This window comes from Mesorhizobium sp. (assembly GCF_005063415.1).
In the GTDB taxonomy this organism is placed as follows: Bacteria; Pseudomonadota; Alphaproteobacteria; order Rhizobiales; family Rhizobiaceae; genus Mesorhizobium.
On record NZ_SUEG01000006.1, the window covers coordinates 52,345 to 76,329 of the forward strand.

Annotated in this window: 24 protein-coding genes; 13 read left to right on the forward strand and 11 right to left on the reverse strand. The window is 61.3% G+C overall.

All coding sequences use genetic code 11. The annotated features are described in order from the left end of the window. From E5W70_RS03385 to E5W70_RS03430, 10 genes are all read right to left on the reverse strand, one after another. On the reverse strand, nt 1–482 hold a 482-nt coding region (locus E5W70_RS03385), incomplete at its 3' end, for an AAA family ATPase (protein WP_292654037.1). A 25-nt stretch (nt 483–507) separates the two neighbouring features. Continuing rightward, nucleotides 508–1,626 (reverse strand): DNA polymerase III subunit beta, encoded by a 1,119-nt coding sequence (gene dnaN / locus E5W70_RS03390; protein WP_023676920.1) that lies wholly within the window; start codon nt 1,624–1,626, stop codon nt 508–510. Between the two features lie 199 nt (nt 1,627–1,825). After that, a complete protein-coding gene (gene dnaA, locus E5W70_RS03395) occupies nt 1,826–3,298 on the reverse strand; it encodes a chromosomal replication initiator protein DnaA (RefSeq protein WP_292654010.1) in 1,473 nt (490 codons plus the stop codon). A 913-nt stretch (nt 3,299–4,211) separates the two neighbouring features. Beyond that, nucleotides 4,212–4,478, reverse strand: coding sequence for a 30S ribosomal protein S20 (rpsT, locus tag E5W70_RS03400; RefSeq protein ID WP_023676922.1), 267 nt, complete (start codon nt 4,476–4,478; stop codon nt 4,212–4,214). A 160-nt stretch (nt 4,479–4,638) separates the two neighbouring features. Next, nucleotides 4,639–5,412, reverse strand: coding sequence for an enoyl-CoA hydratase (locus E5W70_RS03405; protein ID WP_292654011.1), 774 nt, complete (start codon nt 5,410–5,412; stop codon nt 4,639–4,641). A gap of 27 nt (nt 5,413–5,439) precedes the next feature. Next, on the reverse strand, nt 5,440–6,330 hold the full coding sequence (mutM, locus tag E5W70_RS03410) for a bifunctional DNA-formamidopyrimidine glycosylase/DNA-(apurinic or apyrimidinic site) lyase (RefSeq protein WP_292654012.1): 891 nt from the start codon (nt 6,328–6,330) through the stop codon (nt 5,440–5,442). Beyond that, the gene (locus E5W70_RS03415) at nt 6,323–7,564 is read right to left on the reverse strand and encodes a phosphopentomutase (RefSeq protein WP_292654013.1); all 1,242 of its coding nucleotides are present in this window, start codon (nt 7,562–7,564) and stop codon (nt 6,323–6,325) included. Before E5W70_RS03415 ends, mutM begins: the two co-directional genes overlap by 8 nt. 392 nt (nt 7,565–7,956) lie before the next feature. Continuing rightward, on the reverse strand, nt 7,957–8,577 hold the full coding sequence (locus E5W70_RS03420) for a TadE/TadG family type IV pilus assembly protein (RefSeq protein ID WP_023676926.1): 621 nt from the start codon (nt 8,575–8,577) through the stop codon (nt 7,957–7,959). A gap of 30 nt (nt 8,578–8,607) precedes the next feature. Then, on the reverse strand, nt 8,608–9,168 hold the full coding sequence (locus E5W70_RS03425; protein WP_292654014.1) for a TadE/TadG family type IV pilus assembly protein: 561 nt from the start codon (nt 9,166–9,168) through the stop codon (nt 8,608–8,610). Between the two features lie 152 nt (nt 9,169–9,320). Further along, nucleotides 9,321–9,743, reverse strand: a complete 423-nt coding sequence (locus E5W70_RS03430) for a pilus assembly protein N-terminal domain-containing protein (protein ID WP_292654015.1) — start codon at nt 9,741–9,743, stop codon at nt 9,321–9,323. A 343-nt stretch (nt 9,744–10,086) separates the two neighbouring features. Between E5W70_RS03430 and E5W70_RS03435 the strand changes: the two genes are divergently transcribed. From E5W70_RS03435 to E5W70_RS03475, 9 genes are all read left to right on the forward strand, one after another. Then, the gene (locus tag E5W70_RS03435) at nt 10,087–10,257 is read left to right on the forward strand and encodes a Flp family type IVb pilin (protein ID WP_292654016.1); all 171 of its coding nucleotides are present in this window, start codon (nt 10,087–10,089) and stop codon (nt 10,255–10,257) included. A 158-nt stretch (nt 10,258–10,415) separates the two neighbouring features. Then, the gene (locus tag E5W70_RS03440) at nt 10,416–10,934 is read left to right on the forward strand and encodes a prepilin peptidase (protein ID WP_292654017.1); all 519 of its coding nucleotides are present in this window, start codon (nt 10,416–10,418) and stop codon (nt 10,932–10,934) included. A 189-nt stretch (nt 10,935–11,123) separates the two neighbouring features. Continuing rightward, a complete protein-coding gene (gene cpaB, locus E5W70_RS03445) occupies nt 11,124–11,939 on the forward strand; it encodes a Flp pilus assembly protein CpaB (RefSeq protein ID WP_292654018.1) in 816 nt (271 codons plus the stop codon). Then, on the forward strand, nt 11,936–13,474 hold the full coding sequence (locus E5W70_RS03450) for a type II and III secretion system protein family protein (RefSeq protein ID WP_292654019.1): 1,539 nt from the start codon (nt 11,936–11,938) through the stop codon (nt 13,472–13,474). Before cpaB ends, E5W70_RS03450 begins: the two co-directional genes overlap by 4 nt. A gap of 14 nt (nt 13,475–13,488) precedes the next feature. Further along, a complete protein-coding gene (locus E5W70_RS03455; protein WP_292654020.1) occupies nt 13,489–14,223 on the forward strand; it encodes a CpaD family pilus assembly protein in 735 nt (244 codons plus the stop codon). Nucleotides 14,224–14,278: 55 nt separating this feature from the next. Beyond that, complete coding sequence (locus tag E5W70_RS03460) at nt 14,279–15,562, forward strand: CpaE family protein (protein WP_292654021.1); 1,284 nt, start codon at nt 14,279–14,281, stop codon at nt 15,560–15,562. Between the two features lie 29 nt (nt 15,563–15,591). Beyond that, nucleotides 15,592–17,094, forward strand: a complete 1,503-nt coding sequence (locus E5W70_RS03465) for a CpaF family protein (protein WP_292654022.1) — start codon at nt 15,592–15,594, stop codon at nt 17,092–17,094. A gap of 29 nt (nt 17,095–17,123) precedes the next feature. Continuing rightward, nucleotides 17,124–18,137: a type II secretion system F family protein gene (locus E5W70_RS03470; RefSeq protein ID WP_292654023.1), complete on the forward strand. Its 1,014-nt coding sequence runs from the start codon at nt 17,124–17,126 to the stop codon at nt 18,135–18,137. 11 nt (nt 18,138–18,148) lie between these two features. Beyond that, the gene (locus E5W70_RS03475) at nt 18,149–19,165 is read left to right on the forward strand and encodes a type II secretion system F family protein (protein WP_292654024.1); all 1,017 of its coding nucleotides are present in this window, start codon (nt 18,149–18,151) and stop codon (nt 19,163–19,165) included. 116 nt (nt 19,166–19,281) lie between these two features. On the opposite strand, the gene E5W70_RS03480 is transcribed toward E5W70_RS03475, so the two are convergent. Further along, on the reverse strand, nt 19,282–20,103 hold the full coding sequence (locus E5W70_RS03480) for a tetratricopeptide repeat protein (protein WP_292654038.1): 822 nt from the start codon (nt 20,101–20,103) through the stop codon (nt 19,282–19,284). Between the two features lie 122 nt (nt 20,104–20,225). On the opposite strand from E5W70_RS03480, the gene E5W70_RS03485 reads away from it, so the two are divergent. The 4 genes from E5W70_RS03485 to E5W70_RS03500 form a co-directional block, all read left to right on the forward strand. Then, on the forward strand, nt 20,226–21,590 hold the full coding sequence (locus tag E5W70_RS03485) for a M17 family metallopeptidase (RefSeq protein ID WP_292654025.1): 1,365 nt from the start codon (nt 20,226–20,228) through the stop codon (nt 21,588–21,590). Between the two features lie 70 nt (nt 21,591–21,660). Next, nucleotides 21,661–22,011 carry a MarR family winged helix-turn-helix transcriptional regulator gene (locus E5W70_RS03490; protein ID WP_023676939.1) on the forward strand — a complete coding sequence of 117 codons (351 nt, stop codon included), beginning with the start codon at nt 21,661–21,663 and terminating at the stop codon, nt 22,009–22,011. A 30-nt stretch (nt 22,012–22,041) separates the two neighbouring features. Beyond that, nucleotides 22,042–22,902 carry an NlpC/P60 family protein gene (locus E5W70_RS03495; protein WP_292654026.1) on the forward strand — a complete coding sequence of 287 codons (861 nt, stop codon included), beginning with the start codon at nt 22,042–22,044 and terminating at the stop codon, nt 22,900–22,902. 67 nt (nt 22,903–22,969) lie between these two features. Next, nucleotides 22,970–23,985 (forward strand): DEAD/DEAH box helicase (locus E5W70_RS03500; protein WP_292654039.1); only part of this gene is annotated, 1,016 nt, incomplete at its 3' end.

A 23,985-nucleotide genomic window follows, 5' to 3' on the forward strand; every position in this document is an offset into this window, starting at 1 on the left:
CCGTGGCCGGGATCGATCGCCAGCACCAGCCGGTCGAGGAAGCGCCGACGATCGGCCGCCGGCCCGGGGAACAGGCCGTCCATGGCCGGTGTCAGCCAGACCACGCGCAGCCATTCCAGCATGTCTTCGGCTGAGCGCGCGGCTGCGCCGTTGATCCGCACCCGCCTGCCGCCTTCGCCGTCGCTGCCCGGTATCCCGGTACCGATCTCAACCTGGCCTTCCGGCCCGTCAAGCCGGGCATGCAGCGCAAAGCCACCGTCGCCGCCTTCGCGCGCCACCTCGGCATAGGGTGCGCGGCGCAGGCCGCGGCCTGGCGTGAGCAGCGAGATCGCTTCAAGCAGATTGGTCTTGCCGGCGCCATTGTCGCCGGAGAAAACCACAGCGCCGGGATCAAGGTCGATTGCCAACGCTGCATAATTGCGGAAATTCGTAAGTGTAAGCTTACTTATGTAGGTCTGCTGCGGTTTTGCAGATCTGGTCACGACAGCAAAATGGCCCGTTCGGGCCCTACACCCGCATCGGCATCAGCACGTAGAGCGCGGTCTCGTCGGCCATGTCGTGGATCAGTGTCGGGGAACCGGCATCCGCCAGCATGAACTTCGCCTCCGTGCCGGTCAGTTGCGCGGCAACGTCGAGCAGGTATTTGGCGTTGAAGCCGATTTCGATCGGATCGGACGAATAGTCGGCCGCCAGTTCCTCGGTGGCACTGCCCGAATCCGGGTTGTTGACCGCAAGCGTGACCTGCCCCTCGGCGATCGAAAGCTTCACCGCCCGGCCGCGTTCGGACGAAATGGTCGAAACGCGATCGACGGCAGCGGCGAAACTCTGACGATCGATAATCAGCTTCTTGTCGTTGCCGGTTGGAATGACGCGCTGGTAGTCCGGGAAAGTGCCGTCGATCAGCTTGGAGGTCAAGATGACGCTGCCGATGGTGAAACGGATCTTGGTGTCCGACAATTCGGTGGTCACTGCAACATCGGGATCGTCGACCAGCTTTTGCAGCTCGCTGACCGTCTTTCGCGGGATGATGACGCCAGGCATACCCTCAGAGCCTGCCGGCGCATCGATCTCGGCGCGCGCCAGCCGGTGGCCGTCGGTCGCGACCGAGCGCAGCTTCAGCTTGCCGCCGGCCTCGTGCGTGTGCAGATAAATGCCGTTCAGATAATAGCGCGTCTCCTCGGTCGAGATGGCAAACTGGGTCTTTTCGATGAGGCCCTTTAGTCCGACGGAATCGAGCCGGAAAATATGCGAGAACGACCCGGCTGAAAGCTCGGGAAAGTCGGACTGCGGCAGGCATTGCAGGCGGAAGCTCGAGCGCCCCGACGTCACCGTCATGGCGTTGCCGTCTTCGTCGGTCTTCAGCGCCACCTCCGCGCCGTCGGCAAGCTTGCGCACGATGTCGTAGAGCAGATGCGCCGGGACCGTCGTCGCCCCGCCACGTTCGACCTTTGCCGGCGTTGCTTCGGTCACCTCCAGGTCGAGGTCGGTCGCCTTCATTTCAAGGCTGGCCCCCTCAGCGCTGAGCAGCACGTTCGACAGGATCGGAATGGTGTTGCGCCGCTCGACCACGCGGTGAACATGGTTGAGCGACTTCAGGAGATTTGACCGTTCCAGGATAACACGCATGACGAAACAGGCTCGCTTGAATGAATGAACGGGTCTCCGGCAAGCGGCGCCCCGCGAAAGGTCTGAACAGGCTCAGAATCTGCGTAAACTGACAGGAAAAACCCGGCAAACGCAAGTCCGCGCCACCGGTTCGGACCGGCTGCACGGGCTTTCTGGGGATAAAAAGGCCGAAGTCCGCGAGCCGGCGTTTTTCGGGCCGTCAGGCCTGGTCGTTGATCAGCCTTCTCAGCAATTCGAGTTCCTGTGCCAGTGTGTTGTCGGCACCGGAAAGATCCTCGATCTTGCGCACCGCATGCAGCACGGTCGTATGGTCACGGCCGCCGAACCGTCGCCCGATCTCCGGCAGCGAACGCGGCGTCATCACCTTCGACAGATACATGGCGACCTGCCGTGGCTTGACGATGGTGCGTGTGCGCCGGTTGGACAGAAGTTCGGTCTTCGACACGTTGTAGTGGCGCGCGACGATGCGCTGGATGTCCTCGATACGCACCCGCTTGGGTTCGCCCGAACGATAGATGTGGCCGAGGATCTCGTCGATGCGGTCGATGGTGATCTGCGGTTCGAAGGATTGGCGAAACAAAAGCTGGTTGAAGGCACCTTCGAGCTCGCGCCCGCTGCCGGTCACCGTGCGGGCGACGTGGTTGAGGATCTCTTCGGAAATATCGAGCGACGCATCGTCGAGCTTGGCGGTGGCCAGCCTGAGCTTGAGCATACCGATGCGCATGGCGAAATCCGGGGCTGACATTTCCAACGCGACGCCGCCATTGAGGCGCGAGCGGACGCGTGGCTCCAGCGACTCCAATTCCGACGGCGGCCGGTCGGCAGCGACCACCACTTGCTTGGCGCTGTCGAGCAGCATGTTGATCAAATGGCAGAATTCGTGCTGGATCGACTTGCCCTGCAGGAACTGCATGTCGTCGATGATGAGGAGGTCGATGTCGCGCAGCTGTTCTTTCAGCGTCAGTGCGTTGTTGTCGCGGATCGCGGTGGCGAACCGCCACATGAAATACTCAGCCGTCAGATAGACGACCCGCGATTTCGGATTCTGCTTCAGCGATTCTGCGGCGATGGCCTGCAACAGATGCGTTTTGCCCAGCCCGACCGTCGCATGAAGAAAGAGCGGATTGAAACGCACCGCGCTCGACTGCGATTCCGCGACCGCCTTGGCGGCGGCAAAAGCCACTCGGTTCGATGGTCCTTCGATGAAGGAGGTGAAAGTGTAGCGTGGATCGAGTGGCGAACCGAGAACATTGTGCCGGAACTCGGTTTCTGCCGGCATCCCCGGGCGGGGTGCCGGGATCCGTTCGACCCTGCTGGGGCTCGCCGTGCCGGCAGAGAGCGCAGTTTGCGTCTGCCTGGTCATCTTGCGCGCCGGGGCCACTTCTGGCTCGACGCTGTTGCGGCCCTGGCGTGTGGCGGTACGAACGACGATCTCGATCTTGAGGATCTCCGGATCCTCGTGCTTCCACAACTCGGTGATGAGATCGAGATAGTGGCCGTTGATCCATGAACGCAGGAATGCGGTTGGCACCGAGATGCGAACAATGCCCTTGGAGGATTCAGCGACCTTCATGCGCCCGAACCAGCTCGAATAGACCTCGGTTCCCAGACGCGCCTTCAGCTGGGCCTTGACCCGATCGAACTTCTGTTCAGCTTCATTGGAAGCCGCCATGTCGTTCCTTCCGATTAACGTTCCAGGAAATGGGAGGTCGCCTGTAAGCTCCCTTTCGATGCCGCCGCTCTGCATGATCGAGTTCCTTGTCTCTTGTACCTGTTTTCCGCCGGGGATGCGCCTCCTGCATCCATGTTTCCGGCGACCGTGTCTTCGCTGCGACACCATCGCCGCCGCCGGCTGATGAATCGCCTCGTTGTCGGTCCGGCGCCGAAGAGCCGATCCGCTTTGGTCATGTCAGGGCAATAAAAGGCCGTCCGGCGAAAAACCGCCGGCGCACCGTCGACCTGCCATGTACAATTACGCCAGTCCCCTACCGTATCGAAAAGACAAACCAACCCCGTCCGCGGAGTTGAATCCGCGCTGTAAACTCTGCCAATTTGAGCTGGCCGGTTTCAGGCTGGTCAAGGGCCAAGGGCCCGTCCCTTCGATGGACAGACATTACCGAAATCGCTGTGGATAGGGCAAGGCCACCCCTAACGGATTTTTAAGGAATCTGACTAGCAAGGGACGTTTCGAACGCCATGCTGCAACAGTTGATTTTGACAAAGCCATTGTGATTCAAACCCTTTTCCGGCGAATATGAAAAAGGCCACACAACGCGAAATTTTCTGAAATAATTCACTTGACAGCCAATTGTCGCCTATCGGCTGCAGCTGATGTGAACAAGCTGTGGATCACCATCGGTAAGCTTCTGAAAAGAAACGGTAATCTGTGACGCTCGGAAATTTTCGTATTGGCGGTTTCGGAGGCTCCGAATATGAGCGGGCATGTATATGCCGGCAAAGCATTTCGAACTTTGAAATGCTCGCGGACGCCGTTTTGCGGGCTTTCTTTTAAGTACTTGCCGGCAAACGAAAAAACCCGGCGCGATCGGCCGGGTTTGAAGAAGCGCAGTTCACGAAAAGGTATATTAGGCTGACAGCACCTTGACCCGTTGGGCCAGCCGCGACACCTTGCGCGATGCCGTGTTCTTGTGCACCACGCCCTTGGTCGCGGCGCGCATCAATTCCGGCTCGGCCACCTTGAAGGCAGCCTGTGCGGCCGCCTTGTCGCCAGCCGCGAGCGCCTCTTCGACCTGGCGGATGTAGGTCCGGACGCGGGAGCGGCGGTTCTTGTTGATCGCTGCGCGACGGGCGATCTTGCGCGTTGCCTTTTTGGCCGAGGAGGTATTGGCCATGGTGCCTCTCTTCTGATCTGGTGGGCGCTTGCGGGATACCGCAGGGCGCAAAAAACAAACGGGCAGCCACAGGGCCGCCTCGGTTGGTGCGGCTTATAGTTCAGCTTTTCCGGCGCGTCAACGCTGCAGCGCTTTCTTTTTGACCGGCGCCTTCGTCATCTCATCGGTTCGTGAAATTCGGCTTCCGCTTGCCGGTGAAGGCCGCCATGCCTTCCTTCTGGTCATCCAGCGCAAACAGCGAATGAAACAGCCGGCGCTCGAACCGCAGACCCTCAGTGAGCGTCGTCTCATAGGCGCGGTTGACGGCCTCCTTTGCCATCATCACCGACGGCAAGGAAAAACCAGCGATCTTGGCGGCTGCCTTAAGCGCTTCCTCGATCAACTCGCCGGCTGGCACCACGCGCGAGACCAGGCCGGAACGCTCGGCCTCGGCTGCGTCCATCATTCGCCCCGTCAGGCACATATCCATCGCCTTCGACTTGCCGACGAAGCGGGTCAGGCGCTGCGATCCGCCCATGCCAGGCATGACGCCCAGCGTAATCTCGGGTTGGCCAAACTTGGCGGTGTCGGCGGCGATGATGAAATCGCACATCATCGCCAGTTCGCAGCCGCCGCCCAGCGCATAGCCCGCCACCGCCGCGATGATCGGCTTTCGTGCCCGCGTAAATTCTTCCCAGCCGACGAAGAAATCCTGCAGATAGGCATCCACATAGGAGATCGACTGCATTTCCTTGATATCTGCACCTGCCGCGAAAGCCTTGTCCGAACCAGTAATGACCATGGCGCCGATGTCGGCATTTGCGCCCATGCTGTTCACCGACGCGACCAGTTCCCCCAGCACTTGTGAATTCAGCGCATTGAGCGCCTGCGGCCGGTTCAGCGTAATCAGCCCGACCTTGCCGCGGGTTTCGACGATGATGGTTTCGTAGCCCATGCTTTGCTCCTCCTCCTCGCTTCTGGTTCAAGCCTGACAGGTCCGGCAGTGGAAAGTCGAACGACCGCTTTGCACGATACGCTCGATGTGGCCGCCACAACCAGGCTTGGAGCAGGCTTCGCCCTCGCGATCGTAAACGGCGAAGGAATGCTGGAAGTAGCCCAGCGATCCATCGGTCTGCATATAATCGCGCAACGACGAGCCGCCGGCGGCGATCGCATCGGCGACGACCGAGCGGATTGCTTCGGCCAGGCGTTCGCTCTGCTCTTTGGCTTTCTTACCGGCTCTCGCGAGGGTGCCCGCTTCGCGCAGCGGCGACAGGCCGGCCCGCCAAAGCGCTTCCGAGACGTAGATATTGCCGAGCCCGGCGATCAGCCTCTGGTCCAGAAGTGCCGCTTTCAGCGGTGACTTGCGACCTTTCAGCAACGAAGCGAGTAGCGCGCCGTCCAGTGCATTGCCTGTAGGCTCGACGCCCAATCCCGCCAGCATCGGATGCATGTCGGGCTCGCCTTCCGCAAACAGCATGAACCCGAAGCGGCGCGGGTCGTTGAAGATCACGCGAGAGCGGACGCCGGCAGGTGATGCGATGTCGAAGACCACGTGATCGTGAGCGCTATTTTTTGAACGTTCGTGGTGGAACGCGCCGGGCGTTGCGCTCTCGTCGGCCGTTTCGATGCGAAACGAACCCGACATGCCGAGATGGCAGATCAGAACCGGGCCGTTGTCCACGTGCATCGTCAGATATTTGGCACGGCGGCCGAGCGCCGCAATCGTCTTGCCGGTCAGCCGCTCCGAAAATCTCTCGGGGAACGGAAACCGCAAATCCGGCCGGCGTGCCTCGACACCGACAATGCGGGCACCTTCAAGGGCCGGCTGCAGACCGCGCCTGACTGTCTCGACCTCCGGCAGCTCAGGCATGGCCACCTATCGCGGCATGGAAGGAGGTGCCGTGACGGCCGCGCGCCAGCCCGAGATGTTCGGCCACGGTTTCGCCGATGTCGGCAAACGTCGTCCTCAGTCCGATGTCTGCGCCTTTGAAACCCGGCCGTGTCCCGATAACCGGAATTCGCTCGCGTGTGTGATCGGTGCCGCGCCACGTCGGATCGTTGCCGTGATCGGCGGTCAAAATGAGCAGATCGCCTGGCCTCAGCCGTGCGAATGCCTCGGGCAGGCGCCGGTCGAAAGCTTCGAGTGCGGCGGCATACCCCGCAACGTCGCGCCGATGCCCGAACTCGGTGTCGAAGTCGACAAAGTTCGCGAAGACGAGGTCGCCGTCGCGAGCATCTTCCATGGCGCCAAGCGCTTTGTCGAACATTGCCATATTGCCGGCAGCCTTGCGGACTTCCGAGATCCCGCGATGGGCGAAAATGTCGCCGATCTTGCCGACCGCGATAACCCGGCTGCCGCGCGCCGTCAGCCGGTCGAGCAGCGTCGGTTCCGGCGGCGGTACGGCATAGTCGCGGCGATTATGCGTTCGCTCGAACGTGGCGGCGGTTTCACCGATAAACGGCCGCGCGATGACGCGGCCGATATTCAGCGGATCGACAAGCCTGCGCACCACCTTGCAGAAGTCGTAAAGCCGTTCCAGGCCGAAATGAACCTCATGCGCGGCGATCTGCAGGACGGAGTCGATCGAGGTGTAGCAGATCGGTTTGCCGGTGCGGATATGGTCTTCGCCGAACCGTTCGATGATCTCGGTGCCCGGAGCATGGCAATTGCCGAGGATGCCGGGCACCTTCCCTTCACGCACCATTGCTTCGGTCAACTCGGCCGGAAAGGCGGGAATCGTGTCCGGGAAGTAACCCCAGTCGAAACGTACCGGCAGGCCGGCTATTTCCCAATGGCCCGATGGCGTGTCCTTGCCGCTCGAAACCTCTTGGGCCGCGCCATGAAAGGCGGCGGCAAGCGGGGCACTGCCGGCATTCTCGAACCTGAAACCCGTCGCCGTTGCCGCGGCCTGGCCGAGGCCGAGCGCGAGCATGTTTGGTACAAGAAGGGGTCCGGTACGCAGCCCTTCGCGATCGGCGCGGCCTTCTGCGCAGGCCCGCGCGATGTGTGCGAACGTGTTGGAGCCGGTGTCGCCATAGCGTTCGGCATCGGCCGCGCCGCCGATGCCGAAGGAGTCGAGGACAAAAAGGAAGGCGCGTGCCATCTAATGGTTCATCATTGCCTGTGTGTTGGCTCAGACATAGGGTTCCGCGCCGCCATTGGCAATTCGGAAACCCGAACAGCACGGCTTGGCGTGCTGGCCCGGGAGAGACGAATCGCGGCATGGTCGATCTGCCGATGGCAATGCGCGGCGTGGAGCTCGCATGAGGCCTGCCCCGAACGCATTCGCCGCCGTACTGGCTTTTGCTGCTGGATGCGTCTTGCGCAAACCTGTCGCGCGCCGATTGGCGCGATGTTATCGGAACGCTCCGTATCGGTATCGTCGCCGAACAGTTGCTGGTCAGAGGGACTATGTGCTGGCTGCGGTCATCGTACGCCTTGTCTCGGCCCGCGGTCGCAAGCAATAGCGACAGCCCGGTTAGTGGGCTTCGGGCGTCAGCAATCGCTGCACGGAATGGTCGGGCTCCTGCGCGGCCGCAGATAATAAGTTTCCGCCATCGATATCGAATTGAAGACCGAGCTCAATCCGAACCGGCTTTGGCCGTCCGCCGACCAGGTGATGATTGGCTTGTAGGCGAGATCGCTTTCGACCCGAATGAGGAAAGTGCCTTTGATCTTAAGCGCGCTCGGGACCGTTGTGGTGGAATCCTTGACCGCGTCGACGCTAGAGACGCCATCGACCAGTTTGCGCGACCACACGACCAGGACTTTCGGCGTCGTCTCGTTCGTCACCTGTATCGCCGTGATAATGATCTTCGGTTTCGAGCGGTTGTAGGGCTGCAGCGTGGAACTGCCGATCGCCATGATGGCATCGACATCGGCCGCCTTGACGGTCTGCTGCTGCGTGACGAGATCCGCTACCATGCTGCCGATGCGGCTGACCTTTTTGCTGGTCTCGATGGCTTGCGAGGCCTCCATTGTCATAAAGTACATGATCAACAGGACAGGCACGATGAGGGCAAACTCGACAGCCGCAATACCGCGGCGGTCCGAGCAAAGCCGGACTGCTCTTGTACAAATCCCTGCGATGCCCAGCTGTGCCCCCGCACGAATCATGGCTTTGCCCTTTTCAAGCGACTACGTGGTTCAGTTGTCGAACGGCTCGTTCTGCCAAGTGATCGAAGCAAAATGCAGCGTTTTGCCGTCCTTCAGGTTGGCCATCGATTTGGCCATGAAGTCGGTCATCACCGGCCATTTGTAAAAAACCCGCAGCATGTTTCTCGACTCCGCCAGGCCAGGTGCGACGGTGAAGGTCTGTGTGCTCGTGCCCTTGGTCAGCACGACATCGCCATCCTGGATCTTGAAACCGGACAGCGCCGCATCGGCGAATGTCGAATATTCGCGCAAATCCACCAGCAATCCAGGACAGGTGCTGGCGACCATGATCTCCAATTTGGTGCAGATCATATCCCGCAGCTTGGTCCCGGACACATCGGCCGGTCTTAGCTGGCCGGTACGCAGTTGGCGCGCGATGTCGTCTGTGGCGTTTGCCATCACTTCTTGTGCGGCAAATGAAATGCAGCTCTCCAGGATGGCGAAGACCAGAAGCGCGAATGGAATTGCAAGCATGGCGAATTCGATCGCCGTGCTTCCGCGTCGGTCGCCCAAAAACCGTCCGGGAAAACCTGCTCGTCCTGCCTTGCTCATGTTCTCTACACGCCGATGCCGGTTCTATATCGGATCCACCCTTAGTCGGAACCGATTGAAGTCCAGTTGGAATGACCGTTAAATTCAGCGGAAAGGCCTTAACCCGGCGATAACCGAAGCACGTTCCCGCAAAAGGCGGAGAAGTCGGCTAGCTAATGCCCGGCGCTCATCTCGGCTTCAGAGGCCTTCTCGGCATCGCTCTTATACGAGCTTTCGCAATACGGCGCGCAGGACATGGTCTGTACTTCGGAACGCCGATAGATGCGCACCGACGATGCTGCCTGGCGCACGACGGTTATTTGCTCATCGACGATCGGGTTACCCTCCTGGTCGAGGACGACGAGATTGGTGACGCCAAATCCCTTGCCGGTCAGTACGATCGTCGATGCGTCCTGCACGGAGGCGTCGGCGATCGCCGGATTGCCGACGACAATCGTATCGGCGGCGCGCGACAATTTGATAATCTTTGCCTGATTCATCGTCACCTCGATGCCGGCCTCCGCCTTGGCTGGAACGGCGAAAGCCGCTGCGGCAAAAAGCACGGCAACTGGAAATGATGATCTCGGCCCGGCCATCGAGGCGCCCCCTGGCAAACTGTTCAACGGAACATGAACGAGATTGGTGAACCAACCGTTAAGCGGCTGGAGTTCAGGATTAAGCCGGAACCGGCATTGGGCCAAGCCGGCACGGCTGGAACGTCCTTGCCGAATTGCGGCTTTTGCGCCTTTTGTCAGCCCGTAGGCCCAGCGGCGGGTATTTTAGTTCTGGGTTAACCACGCAATGTCGTCGAAGCGGGAAAGGAATCGGTAAGCCTGTTTATTAAGCCGATTGAAACAGCTTCTCCTTAGATTCGCAGTATCCGATCAGCCACCAAGAGAAGTTGACGGAAGTGCTGTAACAATTGGAGTAGGAGCTCGAATGTCTAACCTCATCGCACGTTTTGTGAAGGACGAATCCGGCGCGACCGCTATCGAATACGGTCTGATCGCCGCCCTTATCGCGCTCGCCATCATGGTCGGCGCCGGCTCGCTCGGCAACGCGCTGAACGCCAAGTTCACCACCATCTCCACTAAGGTGAGCGGTAGCTGATCGTAACAGGTTCGCTTGTTCTCCAAATAAGGGCCGCCGCACTGGCGGCCCTTATTTAGTCTTTAGCCCCAGCACGATTTGAAATTCGGGCCTCATCAATCGTTAAAGCGAATGTGACTAGGCTGAGGGCCAGATGCAATTTGACCACAGGCGCGCCGATGCTTGAAGCCGTGATCTTTGTCGTGTTTCCGTTCTGCATGCTGTTTGCCGCAATCTCCGACATGCTGTCGATGACGATCGCCAATCGCGTGCCGGTGTTGCTTGTGGTTGTCTTCGCCTTGGTTGCGCCTTTGGCCGGCATGGACTGGGCCACCTATGGCTGGCATTTCGCCGCCGCCGGCCTGGTGCTCGCGGTGACGTTCGGCCTGTTCGCGCTCGGCGGTATGGGCGGCGGCGACGCCAAGCTGCTGGCCGCCACTGCGATGTGGATGGGACTGAACATCCATCTCATCGAATACCTCGTCGCCTCGACATTCATCGGCGGTCTGCTGACGCTTGCCATCCTCGCCTATCGGAAATCGCCGCTTGCCGCCGTCACAAGCCACAATCCGTTCCTGCGCCATTTCGCCGATGAGGCGACCGGCGTTCCGTACGGCATCGCGCTTGGCATTGGCGGTCTGCTCACCTATTCCGACTCGCCATTGATGGCCTGGGCACTTACCAGGCTGGCGGGCTAAATTTCGCTTTACGCCGTTGGCGCCGAGCAGGCGAGTTGGCCACGTTTTCCTTCGGGCCGGGCTTGTCGGTCTAATTTATGTAAAGGTTAAATTAATCACGATCGTAAGTATAACATTAACCTTGTTTTGACGATTGCCGCTGCAAAGTCCCGCTTGGCTACGTGGTTTGCCAAGGCGAGGTTCGGACAGATGCCAGCATCCCGATTGATTATTCTGAGCGTGGCGATAGCCGCGGCCGGTGGTGCAGGCTATGTCGCGAAGAACATGGTCGTGGCTCCGCCGCCTCCGGTTGTCGATTCCGGTCCTCAGGCGCCGGCGATCGCGCTGCAGGATGTGCTTGTTCTTTCCGGCGACGTTCCGATGGGCAGTCCGCTTGAAAACAACATTTCCTGGGAGTCATGGCCGTCCGCAGGCATCAACGCAAATTTCATCACCCGCGCCGCCGAGCCTGAAGCGCTGGACAAGCTGAAGGGCGCCGTCGCCCGCGTGGCGCTCTATGCCGGCGAGCCGCTGCGCCGCTCGAAGCTGATCGGTGAAGGGCAAAGCTTCATGTCGTCGATCCTGCCCTCCGGCATGCGGGCCGTCGCCACAAGCATCTCGGCCGACACTTCGGCCGGCGGCTTTATTCTTCCCAACGATTTCGTCGACGTCATCATGACCCGCAGAGCCGATCCCGCCAATGGCGGTGGTCCGGGCTTCACGACCGAAACTATCCTCAAGAACATTCGCGTCCTGGCGATCGACCAGACCATTCAGGAGGACGAGGAAGGCAAGAAGACCAGGGTCGGCCAGACCGCCACCCTGGAATTGACGCCGCAGCAGTCCGAGATCATCACCGTCGCACAGCAGATGGCGGATCGCCTGACATTGGCGCTGCGCTCGATCAAGGACAGCCAGGACAAAAATGTGAGCGAGGCCGACTACCTGGTTTCCGGCAATGGTCGGCGCGGAACGGTGCGGTTGATCAAGTCGGGCGAAGTTTCCGAGGTGGGGGCGAGGAAATGAAGCTAAGAACCAAACTGCCGGTCACCCTGGCTGCGGCGATCGGCCTGTTTCTCCTTGGAACGAATGCATATGGCACTCTCGATGCCAGTGCGGCGAACAATGCCAGGGTCACAGCCTCGACCGCCACCCAGCGGGTCAAGCTCGGGCTCAACAAATCGGTGGTCATCGACCTGCCGAGCGATGCCTACGACATTCTCGTCGCCAACCCCGCCGTGGCCGACGCGGTGACCCGCACCGCCCGCCGCATCTATCTGTTCGGAAAGGCGGTCGGCGAAACCAACATCTTCGTCTTTGGCCCGAATGGCGAGCAGATCGTCAGCCTCGATCTGGCGGTCGAACGCGATGTTGCCGGGCTGGAGGATTATATCAAGCGCTTCATCCCGTCGTCGGAGGTCAAGATCGAGTTGCTGAACGACAACGTCGTTCTGACCGGAACCGTGGACACTCCTCTGGACGCCAAGCGCGCGGCCGATCTGGCAAACATCTTCGTGTCCGGCGGCGAGGCGACCACGGGTCAATATTCGCAGACCGCTGCCGGCGGTTCGGCTGAAGCCGGCGTCGCCATCGACAACCCGGATGCCGAGCGCCGCGTCAGCAAGATCGTCAACCTGCTGCAGATTATCGGCGACGACCAGGTGACGCTGAAGGTGACGGTCGCGGAAGTCAGCCGCTCGGTGATGAAGCAGCTCGGCGTCAACATGATTGGCAACGGCAGCAGCAACGGCATCTCCTATGGCGCAATGAGTTCTCCCGCTTATGGCTTGGGCAAGCCGATTTCGCAGTTCTCCAACTTGCGGTTAGGTGATGGGCTCGGAAACGGACTTCAAGCGTACATCAACGCGATGGAGCAGAGCGGTGTCATGAAGACGCTGGCCGAGCCTACACTGACCGCGGTCTCGGGCGAAAAAGCGACCTTTAAGGTCGGTGGCGAATTCAATCTTATCACGGGCCGAACAAGCGCTGTTTCAAACGACAATCAAACGGGCCAGATTGTCTACGAGCACGAACGCCTTGAATATGGAATTGGGCTCGAATTCCAGCCGGTCGTGCTCTCGGCGGGCCGCATCAGCCTAAAAGTGAGGACGTCGGTTTCGGAACCTACGACGGAAGGCGCGGTAGCGCTCGAAGGGCTTGGTGACTTGCCCGGCACCACTTTTCTGTCGATCCGCAAACGCCTGGCCGACACCACGGTGGAATTGCCCTCCGGCGGTTCCATGATGATCGCGGGCCTTGTCCGCGACGACATCAGGCAGGCGGTTGCCGGGTTGCCCGGCCTGACCAAAATACCGGTGCTAGGCACGCTGTTCCGCAGCAGGGATTTCGTCCGCAACGAGACCGAACTCGTCATCATCATCACGCCCTATCTGGTGAAGCCGGTGGCGCGCAACGATCTTGCCAAACCGGATGACAATTTCAACGCAGCCAGCGATGGCGCCGGCATGTTCCTTGGCCGCGTCAACCGTGTCTACGGCACCATGCAGACCGACAAGCCCAACGGCCGCTATCACGGCGTTGTCGGCTTCATCTACAAGTAAGCGGGGAAGTGGACATGTCTCAGTCAGTATCGAAGGCAAGGGCGGTCACCGCGATACAGTCCGTCCATTCGCGAATCTGGCGGCCGGCCGTTCCTATCATGGCGATTGCGGTGGCGGCATCACTGGCCGGCTGCGCCAATCGCGACAGCGTCACGGTCGGTGCCATACCGGACGATTATCGCACCACCCATCCGATCGTCATCGCCGAGAAGGTTCAGAAGATCGATCTTCCGGTCGGCGCCGGCGACCGCGGCATGACCAGATCGCAGCGCGACACGCTCCTGGGCTTTCTCAACGGATACGATAGGAGCGCAGCTCCGGTGCTGACCATCGAGATTCCGAGTGGCTCGGCCAACGAAATCGCAGCGGCCGCGGCCGGCCGCGATTTCGCCAGGCTTGCCATAGCCAGTGGCATCAGCCGGAAGCGGATCGCCATGCGGTCCTATCAGTCTGTTTCGGCCGAAGCGTCCGCACCGGTCCGTGTCGCCTACGTCTCGGTGAAGGCTCAGACGGATAAATGCGGGCGCTGGCCCGAAGACCTGCTGGAGACTTCGGAAAACAAGCACTATGCCGATTTCGGCTGTTCGTATCAGAACAACCTGGCTGCCCAGATGGCCAATCCGTCCGATCTGATCGGGCCACGCAAGCCGACGCCGATCGACGCGGAAAATCGCGGCGCGGTGATCGACGTCTATCGTGACAGAGGTATTTCGGACGAATTCCTCGGCAATTCGGAAGTCGAATATTAACGAGTGTTGAGGCTCAACAAACCCTAAGCCGCGCAAGTCACGGAAAGTGATGACAATGAGCAATCTTGCCTATGACACAGAGGTACCGGGCGGCGAAACCTCGGAGCAGGATATTGCCGCGATGCAGGCGTTGCGGCCGATCCCGCGCATTTCGATCCAGGCATTTTGCGAGACCGAAGGCGTAGCCAATCCGGTCGAGCGCGCCGGCGAGGATCGTCGCATGGCCAAGGCTCATCTGAAGGTGCATATGGGGGGCATCCCCACCGCCATCGAATTCTATCAGTCGGCGCCGACACCGAACCTGATCCTGCTTGAATCGCGGAGCGAGCCGAAGCTGTTGCTGGAACAACTCGCCCAGCTCTCCGAGCATTGTGATCCGACCTCCAAGGTGGTGGTTGTCGGCCACTACAACGATGTCGGGCTGTACCGCGAACTCATCCGCTCGGGCATTTCCGAATATGTCATCGCGCCCGTATCGATGGCCGACATCGTCAGCGTGGTGTCTTCGATCTTCGTTGATCCGGAAGCTGAGCCGATCGGCCGCTCGATTGCCTTCATCGGCGCCAAGGGCGGCGTCGGCTCCTCGACCATAGCCCATAATGTGGCCTGGGCCATGTCGTCCCTTTTCAAATCCGAAGTGGTTGTCGCCGATCTCGACCTCGCCTTCGGAACGGCCAATATCAATTTCGACCAGGACCCGGCGCAAGGCATTGCCGAGGCGGTCTTCTCGCCGGAACGCGTCGACGAGGTCTATCTCGACCGGCTGCTCGCCCAATGCGCCGAGCACCTGTCGCTGCTTGCGGCACCTTCGACCCTGGAGCGGGTCTACGATTTCGATCCCGACGCCTTCACGCAGCTTATCGACATAGCCCAACGTAGCGCGCCGCTCCTCGTGCTCGATGTTCCCCACGTCTGGGCCGGCTGGACCAAGAACACGCTGCTCAAGGCCGACGAGATCGTCATCACGGCAACGCCCGAACTGGCCAATCTGCGCAACACAAAGAACCTGGTCGACATGCTGAAGCGGCTTCGTCCGAACGATCCTGCACCAAAGCTTGTAATCAACCAGGCCGGCGTGCCGAAACGTCCCGAGATTACGCCGTCCGACTTCTCCGAATCACTCGGCCTTTCGCCGATGTCGGTCATCCCGTTCGAGCCGCTTTTGTTCGGAAATGCTGCCAACAACGGACGTATGCTCGGTGAGATGGATGCCAAGAGTCCGGTCGTCGCCACGATCAACGAGATCGCCCATGTGCTGACAGGGCGCAGCGAAATCAAGGTGAAGAAAAAGGCTGGCCTCGGCAACCTGATCGGCAAGCTTTCGCGCAACAAGAAGTGATGCCTCAGCGGTGGAATTGGTAAGCGATCATGTTTGGTAAAAGAGGCAGCGACGACGGCAACCGGACCATTCCGGAATTCCGTCAGCCAGCACCTGCTGCGCCGGCGGCCGCGAACCCTGTGGAAGCTGCGATAGCTGCCAGGCCAGCGGCGCTGCCGCCATCCGGCGCGCCTGCCACGCCGGCGGTTCGCCGTGCGGTCGAGCCGCCGCCATTGGCCCCGGAGCCGAAAACTATCCAGCGCCAAAAGAGCGAAACCTACTACGACACCAAAAGCCAGGTCTTCGCCGCACTCATCGATACGATAGATCTGTCGCAGCTCGCCAAACTCGATCCCGAAAGCGCGCGCGAAGAAATCCGCGACATTGTCAACGACATCATCGCGATCAAGAATTTCGCGATGTCCATCGCCGAGCAGGAAGAGCTTCTCGAGGATATCTGCAACGACGTTTTGGGCTACGGGCCGCTGGAGCCACTGCTTGCCCGCGACGATATTGCCGACATCATGGTCAATGGCTCCAAGAACGTCTACATCGAAGTCAACGGCAAGGTCGAGCAGACCGGCATCCGTTTCCGCGACAACCAGCAGCTCCTCAACATCTGCCAGCGTATCGTCAGTCAGGTTGGCCGCCGCGTCGATGAATCAAGCCCGATCTGCGATGCGCGTCTTCCTGATGGCTCCCGTGTCAACGTCATCGCACCGCCCCTGGCTATCGACGGTACCGCACTTACCATCCGCAAGTTCAAGAAGGACAAGCTGACGCTCGACCAGCTGGTCAAGTTCGGCTCGATTTCGCCGCAAGGGGCCGAGATTCTCAAGATCATCGGCCGTGTCCGCTGCAACATTGTCATCTCGGGCGGTACCGGCTCAGGCAAGACGACGCTGCTCAATTGCCTGACCAACTATATCGACCGCGAGGAACGCGTCATCACCTGCGAGGACTCAGCTGAGCTGCAATTGCAGCAGCCGCATGTGGTGCGTCTCGAAACCCGTCCGCCCAACCTCGAAGGCGAGGGTGAAGTGACCATGCGCGACCTGGTCAAGAACTGTCTGCGCATGCGCCCCGAACGCATTATCGTCGGCGAAGTGCGCGGACCCGAAGTGTTTGACCTGCTGCAGGCGATGAACACCGGCCATGACGGCTCGATGGGAACGATCCACTCGAACAGCCCGCGCGAATGCCTCAACCGTATAGAGTCGATGATCGCCATGGGCGGCTACACGCTGCCGCAAAAAACCGTGCGCGAAATCGTCGTCGGCTCCGTCGACGTGATCATACAGGCTGCACGCCTGCGCGACGGATCGCGGCGCATCACCCACATCACCGAGGTGATCGGCATGGAGGGCGACGTCATCATCACCCAGGATATCGTTCTCTATAACATCAAGGGCGAGGACGCGAACGGCAGGCTGCTGGGCGAGCACGTGTCGACTGGCATCGGCCGTCCGCATTTCTGGGAGCGCGCCCGCTATTACGGCGAGGAGCAGCGCCTTGCCGTTGCGCTAGAGGCGATGGAGAAACGCGCTGACTGATCCGTCTGGAAGCGTGGGAGCCAGGGTCGATGTTCGGAATTGACGGCACCGTATTGGCATTCGTCGTGCTCGCCGGCTTCAGCGCCGGCGCTGTGGCCTATGCTTTCCTGTTCAACCGGATCAGCACCGAGAAGCAGGTCGGCAAGCGGCTTGAATCGATCAAGACCGCCGAGACGGATCGTTCCGTCGTCAAGGCTTCGCGCGATCGCGTGGCGGAAGCGGCCAAGCGTCGCAAGTCCGTCCAGGATTCGCTGAAGGATCTCGATCAAAAGCAAAAGTCCAATCAGAGCCTGGTCAAGAAACCACCGCTGAAGATCCAAATCCGTCAGGCCGGCATGAAGATCTCGCTTGAGCGCTTCTATGTCTACTCGGCGGTCTGCGGCGTCGTCTTGACGGCTCTTGTCTATTTCATCGGCGCACCGTTGCTGGTCTTGCCGGCTGCGCTGCTGGTCGGCGTCTTGGGTCTGCCCCGCTGGTTCGTCTCGTTTCGCCGCGCGCGCCGCGTCAAGGCGTTCCTCAACGAATTTCCGAATGCGCTCGATATCATCGTGCGTGCGGTAAAATCCGGCCTGCCGCTGAACGATGCCGTGCGCCTGATCGCCAACGAATCCCCCGAGCCGGTCAAGACCGAGTTCCGCCGCATAGTCGATTCGCAGCAAATGGGTTTGTCGATCCCCGACGCGGCCATGCGCATGCCCGAAACGATGCCGTGCACCGAGGCGAGCTTCTTCGGCATCGTCATCCAGATCCAGTCTCAGGCCGGCGGAAATCTTTCCGAAGCGCTGGGCAATCTTTCGCGCGTGCTTCGCGACCGCAAGAAAATGAAAGCCAAGGTCCAGGCATTGTCCATGGAAGCCAAGGCATCCGCCGTGATCATCGGCGCGTTGCCTTTCGTCGTCGCCTTTCTCGTCTATTTGACGAGCCCGAACTACATCATGCCCCTCTTCATCACCAGCACCGGCCATCTGATCCTCGGTTGTTCCGGCATCTGGATGTCGATGGGCGTCCTGGTAATGCGCAAGATGATGAACTTCGAAGTCTAGGACTCGCGCGTATGACCGATCACGTCATCAGAACTCTCACCGACCCATCCCTGCTGATCGCACTACTGGTCGGCATCGCGGTGTTTGCGACCGTCTTCACGCTGCTGCCCGCTTTTGGCGGGAACCAGCTCAAGGCGCGCATGAAATCCGTGGCGCTGGAGCGCGATGAGCTGCGCGCCAAGCAGCGCGCGCGGCTGGCAGTCGAAGCCGACCGCCGCCGCAAGGGCCTGCGCGAAGAACAGTCGGTCGGCATGCGCAATATTGTCGATCGCCTGGATCTCAGGCGTGCGCTGGCGGATGAAGGTACCTTGCAGAAATTGAAAGTGGCGGGTTTTCGCGGGCAAAATCCGCTGACGCGCTTCCTTTTCTTCCGTCTCGTCCTGCCCTTCATCGGCTTTGCATTGGCGGCGATGTATCTGTTCGTGCTCGGCGGATTGCCCGAGCAGCCGCTTTTCGTGAAGCTGTTCGTGTGCATCGTGGTAGCCTATGCGGGGTTCTACGCGCCGGTGCTCTACGTCAACAACCGCGCTACCAAGCGCAAGCAGTCGATTCAGATGGCGTGGCCGGACGCGCTCGACCTATTGCTGATATGCGTCGAATCCGGCATGTCGGTGGAAGCGGCGCTTCGCAAGGTCGCCGATGAGATCGGCGCGCAATCGGTGGCATTGGCGGAAGAGTTCATCCTGACCAACGCCGAGCTTTCCTATCTGCAGGAGCGCAAGCAAGCCTACGAGAACCTTGCAAGCCGAACTGGCCTGGAATCCGTCAGGTCGGTGTCCCAGGCGTTGGTTCAGGCTGAGCGCTACGGTACGCCGGTGGCGCACGCGCTGCGCGTGCTGGCAGCCGAAAGCCGTGACATGCGCATGAACGCCGCCGAGAAGAAGGCCGCGGCCTTGCCGCCGAAGCTCACCGTGCCGATGATCCTGTTCTTCCTGCCGGTACTGTTCGCCATCATTCTGGGTCCCGCCGGCATCCAGGTGAGCCAGCGCGGCATCTTTGGCGACCAGCCAAAATCCAGCAGCGAGTAGCGCCAGCCGCGTCGCCACAAAGCTGATATGATTCAGAGCCGCGCTGCCGGTGCAGCGCGGCTCTTTGCGTTAGACGTGTTGCGGAATTTCGCGCGCCGGTTCGGCGCTCGAAGCGGTCAGTTGGTGGCGGGCTTTGCCTTGTCCTGCTCCTTGAGCTGGCTCCAGGCATTCTGCTGCGCCAGCATCTGGCGAAGGTAAGCGACGTTGGCCTGCGCCTGTTCCGGCGACAGCTCTTGCGAGGCGATCTTCTCGGCCTCGTCGAAACGGCCTTGCAGACCGACGACCAGCGCCAGGTTCTGGCGGACGCGACTGTCGGCATTCGGCTGCTGGGCGGCCGAGCGCATATAGGTTTCGGCCGTGCGCAAATCACCTTCCAGCACGTACGACATGCCGAGATTGGAAAGGATCGTCGGTTCGTTCGGCCTGAGGTCCAGCGCCTTGCGATAGCCTTGGCGCGCCTCGTCCTTTTGGCCGAGCTGGTCAAGAATGGCAGCTTCGGCCGATACCAGTTTCCAGTCAGGATATTCGGGCGTCTGGGCGCGGCGCACGGCATCGAGAGCCGGCTCGAACTGTCCGTTGGCGGCAAGCGCCTTGCCATAAGCGGCGAGCACGTCGCGATCCTTCGGCAAGGCGATCGCCAGCTTGCGCATCACCGCAAGCGACTGGTCTGCGTCGCCGTCCATCTGCAGCGCCGCGGCATAGTTTGTCGCGATCCGCTTGTCGCTGGGGTTTTTCGAATAGGACTGGCCGAGCGCCATCGTAGCGTTGTGCAGTTCGCCCGCCGACATTGTTTCCAGCGGCTTGCCGCTTGGACGAGAAATCGAGCCAGTCGTCAATTTGCTGGTTCCGCAGCCAGCGACGCCTGCAGCAAGCACCATAATCAACGCCGTGGTGATCAGCCTATTTGCGCTGGCGTTCATCCTGCGGTTGGTCGGCATCTGCACCAGGGCTCCGTTCATGCGCGTGACCATTTGCGCGGTCATCTTCCCTACCGCAGAAATATTCTGTTAACCCTAACGGAGAGTTAAGAAACGCCGACTCGGAAGCCGGAGACCAGCGAATGCCTGTCGAACTCGTCGAGAAGGAATTGACCAATGCGCTGCCGGTCCATCTGGTGGCGAAGGATGCTCTGGCGGCGGCAGGCCTTGCGCCATCCTCGGTCGCCTGGGCCAAGGCCAACGGCTTTTCCGGCGAGGCCGGCAGGACGCTGATCGTGCCTGGCGACAACGGCGCGATTGCCGGAGCCCTGTTCGGCACCGGCGACGGCCAGGGCGCACTGGCCATCGGCGCACTGGCGAGAGCCTTGCCGGCAGGCGACTGGCATTTTGCGTCGGCACCCGCCAAGCCGGAGCTTACGGCACTCGCCGTGGCGCTCGGCGGCTATGTCTTCACCCGCTACGGCAAGAAGCCAGGCAAGACGCTGCGCCTCGCGCTGCCGGCCGGCACCGACGCCGCCCGCATCCGCCGCCTCGCCGATGGCATTTTCCTGGCGCGCGATCTCGTTAACACGCCGACCAGCGATATGGGCCCCGGGCAGTTGGAGAAAGCCGCCCGGACCTTGGCCGCGACGCACAAGGCCGAAATATCGGTGACCAAGGGCGACGATCTTCTTACCGCCAACTTTCCGATGATCCACGCCGTCGGTCGGGCTTCTGCCGACGCGCCACGCCTGATCGACATGATTTGGGGGCCGAACAAGGCCCCCAAGATAACGCTGGTCGGCAAGGGCGTCTGCTTCGATACAGGCGGTCTCGACATCAAGCCGTCCTCGGGCATGCTTTTGATGAAGAAGGACATGGGCGGCGCTGCCAACGTGCTGGGCCTCGCTTCCATGATTATGGCCACCGGGCTGAAGGTCCGGCTACGCGTGCTCATCCCCGCTGTCGAGAATTCGATAGCCGGCAACGCCTTCCGACCAGGCGACGTGCTGGTGAGCCGCAAGGGCATCACCGTCGAAATCGGCAACACCGACGCCGAAGGGCGGCTGGTGCTCGCCGATGCCTTGGCCTTGGCCGATGACGAGGAGCCGCAGATGCTGGTCGATATGGCAACGCTGACAGGCGCTGCTCGTGTTGCGCTCGGTCCCGACTTGCCGCCGTTCTATACCGGTGACGAGACGCTTGCATCCGAGCTGGCGGACGCCTCCGTTGAGGTCGAGGATCCGCTATGGCGCATGCCGTTGTGGAAGCCCTACGACGCCAAGCTGGCATCGAAGGTGGCCGACATCAACAACGTCACATCGGATGGTTTCGCGGGCTCGATCACCGCGGCGCTTTTCCTGAAGCGCTTCGTCGAAAAGACCGCCAGCTGGGCGCATGTCGACATCTTCGCCTGGAACCCGTCCGACCGTCCGCACGGCCTTGCCGGTGGCGAGGCGCAAGGCATCAGGGCGCTGGAGCGGGTCATTTCGAACCGCTTCGGCTGATCTCTCGGGCATAGCCGACGAACGTGTTGACTGAAACGGAACCGAAACAATTTTCCGTCATGCTGGACGGATGTCAATTATCATGCGTCCAAGCCAAGCCTTGCGACTGTGGCAGCAGGTGGTGCTGTCGGAGGTGCGCGACGACGCGCCCGATCTCACCATGCGCCAGACGGCGATCCTGTTCACCATCTATCTCGATCCGCCGCCACACACCGTGCGCGGGCTCGCTGCCCGCCTCAACGTCACCAAGCCGGTGATCACCCGTGCGCTCGATACGATGGGGGCGCTGAAACTGGTGTCGCGCCACCGCGACGAGCTGGACAAGCGCAACGTGCTGGTCAGGCGCACAGTCGAAGGCGCACTCTTTGTCGAGCGCTTTGGCGATGTTATCATTGCCAGAGCCCAAGAGTTGCCCATTTGACCAAATTGTCCATTTGAACGAGTTGCCGATTTGACCGCCAGGGATGCCCGCCTCCATGCCTTCCGCTCCGATCTCGCCGACGCCAGGCTGAGAGGCGAGGTCGCTGCCGACCGTTTCGTCGCCGGCCGGCCGGCTCGCATCACCGCTTCCGTCGCAGACATACGCAGGGCGCCGCGGCCGGACGCCGGCGTCAACACACAGCTTCTGTTCGGCGACGATATTCTCGTCTTCGAGGACGCCGAAGGCTGGGCCTGGATCCAGGCCGAACGCGACGGTTATGTCGGTTATGTCGCCGACACGGCACTAGGCGCGCGGGACCATGCGCCGACCCATGTCGTTTCGGTGCCGCGCACCTTTCTCTATCCAGGACCCGACTTGCGCTTCCCGGTGAGCGGGCAGCTCTCGATGGGATCGTTGGTGACGGTGACGGGCTCAGCCGAAACGCGCGGCACGCATTATGCGCTGTTGCCGTCCGGCCAAGCGGTCATCTCGGGTCACCTCAGGCCGGTCGCCGAGGCCGCCGCCGACTATGTTGCGGTCGCCGAGGCGTTTCTCGGCACGCCCTATCTGTGGGGCGGCGTCTCCGGATTCGGCATCGATTGTTCCGGTCTCGTGCAACTTGCAATGCACATGGCTGGCAGGCAAGTGCTGCGCGACACCGACATGCAGGCGGCGACCGTCGGTGAACCGCTCGACCCCGGGCCGGATTTTGCGGGGTTGCGGCGCGGTGACCTGGTCTTCTGGAAAGGCCACGTCGCGATCATGACGGATCGGGAGACCATGATCCACGCCAACGGCCACACCATGCTGGTGTCGCGTGAAGGACTGAGGGAGGCGGTCGCCCGTATCGGCTATCTCTATGGCGGACCGACCGGGTTTCGCCGGCAGTAACGCGAATCGATCACCTTTTGTTCCGATTCTGCTTGGCGATTGCGCGTCGCCGCGCTACCTCTGGCGCGTGACAGAGCAGCCGCGCCTTGCCGAACAGAATGCCGCCGTCGTCCTGCCCGAGCCATTCGTCAAATGGTTTGCGGAAAAGGGCTGGTCGCCGCGCGCGCACCAGATCGATTTGCTGGCCAAAGCCCAGGGCGGGCAGTCGGTATTGCTGATCGCCCCGACCGGCGCCGGCAAGACGCTGGCCGGGTTCTTGCCATCGCTGACCGAACTGGCCGGCCGGCCGAGGAGAAGGCCAGGGCAGGCGCATCGAGGCATCCACACACTCTACATATCGCCGCTGAAAGCGCTGGCTGTCGACATCGAGCGCAATCTCGGCAAACCCGTCGAAGAAATCGGGCTGCCGGTCACCGTCGAGACGCGCACCGGCGACACGCCCGCACACAAGCGCCAGCGGCAGAAGCTGGCGCCGCCCGACATTCTCCTGACCACGCCCGAGCAATTGGCGCTGCTGATTGCCGCGCCCGATGCCAGGCGCTTCTTCGAGGACCTGCGCTATGTCGTGCTCGACGAATTGCATTCGCTGGTGACCTCGAAGCGCGGGCATCTCCTGTCGCTCGGGCTGGCCCGGCTGCGCTCGTTTGTGCCCGCCCTGCAGACGATAGGCCTGTCGGCGACGGTCGCCGAGCCCGACGAATTGCGGCGCTGGCTGGTCAACCAGAACCCGCCGGGATCCATGGCCGAACTGATCGTCGTCACTGGCGGCGCCAAGCCCGAGATCTCTATTCTCGATTCGGAGGAGCGCGTGCCGTGGGCGGGACATTCGGCCCGCTACGCAACGCCGGAGATCTACGACGAGATCAAGCGCCACAAGACAACCCTGCTGTTCGTCAACACGCGCAGCCAGGCGGAACTGCTGTTCCAGGAGTTGTGGCGGGTCAACGAGGACACCTTGCCGATCGCGCTGCATCACGGCTCGCTCGATGTCGCCCAGCGCCGGCGCGTGGAGAAAGCGATGGGCGAAAACGCCCTGCGCGCCATCGTCGCCACATCGACGCTCGACCTCGGCATCGACTGGGG

What these genes read in the sequence shown, in the direction of transcription:
- dnaN (WP_023676920.1), bottom strand. Translation starts at nt 1,626, where the DNA reads ATGCGTGTTATCCTGGAACGGTCAAATCTCCTGAAGTCGCTCAACCAT.
- dnaA (WP_292654010.1), bottom strand. Translation starts at nt 3,298, where the DNA reads ATGGCGGCTTCCAATGAAGCTGAACAGAAGTTCGATCGGGTCAAGGCC.
- rpsT (WP_023676922.1), bottom strand. Translation starts at nt 4,478, where the DNA reads ATGGCCAATACCTCCTCGGCCAAAAAGGCAACGCGCAAGATCGCCCGT.
- E5W70_RS03405 (WP_292654011.1), bottom strand. Translation starts at nt 5,412, where the DNA reads ATGGGCTACGAAACCATCATCGTCGAAACCCGCGGCAAGGTCGGGCTG.
- mutM (WP_292654012.1), bottom strand. Translation starts at nt 6,330, where the DNA reads ATGCCTGAGCTGCCGGAGGTCGAGACAGTCAGGCGCGGTCTGCAGCCG.
- E5W70_RS03415 (WP_292654013.1), bottom strand. Translation starts at nt 7,564, where the DNA reads ATGGCACGCGCCTTCCTTTTTGTCCTCGACTCCTTCGGCATCGGCGGC.
- E5W70_RS03420 (WP_023676926.1), bottom strand. Translation starts at nt 8,577, where the DNA reads ATGATTCGTGCGGGGGCACAGCTGGGCATCGCAGGGATTTGTACAAGA.
- E5W70_RS03425 (WP_292654014.1), bottom strand. Translation starts at nt 9,168, where the DNA reads ATGAGCAAGGCAGGACGAGCAGGTTTTCCCGGACGGTTTTTGGGCGAC.
- E5W70_RS03430 (WP_292654015.1), bottom strand. Translation starts at nt 9,743, where the DNA reads ATGGCCGGGCCGAGATCATCATTTCCAGTTGCCGTGCTTTTTGCCGCA.
- E5W70_RS03435 (WP_292654016.1), top strand. Translation starts at nt 10,087, where the DNA reads ATGTCTAACCTCATCGCACGTTTTGTGAAGGACGAATCCGGCGCGACC.
- E5W70_RS03440 (WP_292654017.1), top strand. Translation starts at nt 10,416, where the DNA reads ATGCTTGAAGCCGTGATCTTTGTCGTGTTTCCGTTCTGCATGCTGTTT.
- cpaB (WP_292654018.1), top strand. Translation starts at nt 11,124, where the DNA reads ATGCCAGCATCCCGATTGATTATTCTGAGCGTGGCGATAGCCGCGGCC.
- E5W70_RS03450 (WP_292654019.1), top strand. Translation starts at nt 11,936, where the DNA reads ATGAAGCTAAGAACCAAACTGCCGGTCACCCTGGCTGCGGCGATCGGC.
- E5W70_RS03455 (WP_292654020.1), top strand. Translation starts at nt 13,489, where the DNA reads ATGTCTCAGTCAGTATCGAAGGCAAGGGCGGTCACCGCGATACAGTCC.
- E5W70_RS03460 (WP_292654021.1), top strand. Translation starts at nt 14,279, where the DNA reads ATGAGCAATCTTGCCTATGACACAGAGGTACCGGGCGGCGAAACCTCG.
- E5W70_RS03465 (WP_292654022.1), top strand. Translation starts at nt 15,592, where the DNA reads ATGTTTGGTAAAAGAGGCAGCGACGACGGCAACCGGACCATTCCGGAA.
- E5W70_RS03470 (WP_292654023.1), top strand. Translation starts at nt 17,124, where the DNA reads ATGTTCGGAATTGACGGCACCGTATTGGCATTCGTCGTGCTCGCCGGC.
- E5W70_RS03475 (WP_292654024.1), top strand. Translation starts at nt 18,149, where the DNA reads ATGACCGATCACGTCATCAGAACTCTCACCGACCCATCCCTGCTGATC.
- E5W70_RS03480 (WP_292654038.1), bottom strand. Translation starts at nt 20,103, where the DNA reads ATGCCGACCAACCGCAGGATGAACGCCAGCGCAAATAGGCTGATCACC.
- E5W70_RS03485 (WP_292654025.1), top strand. Translation starts at nt 20,226, where the DNA reads ATGCCTGTCGAACTCGTCGAGAAGGAATTGACCAATGCGCTGCCGGTC.
- E5W70_RS03490 (WP_023676939.1), top strand. Translation starts at nt 21,661, where the DNA reads ATGTCAATTATCATGCGTCCAAGCCAAGCCTTGCGACTGTGGCAGCAG.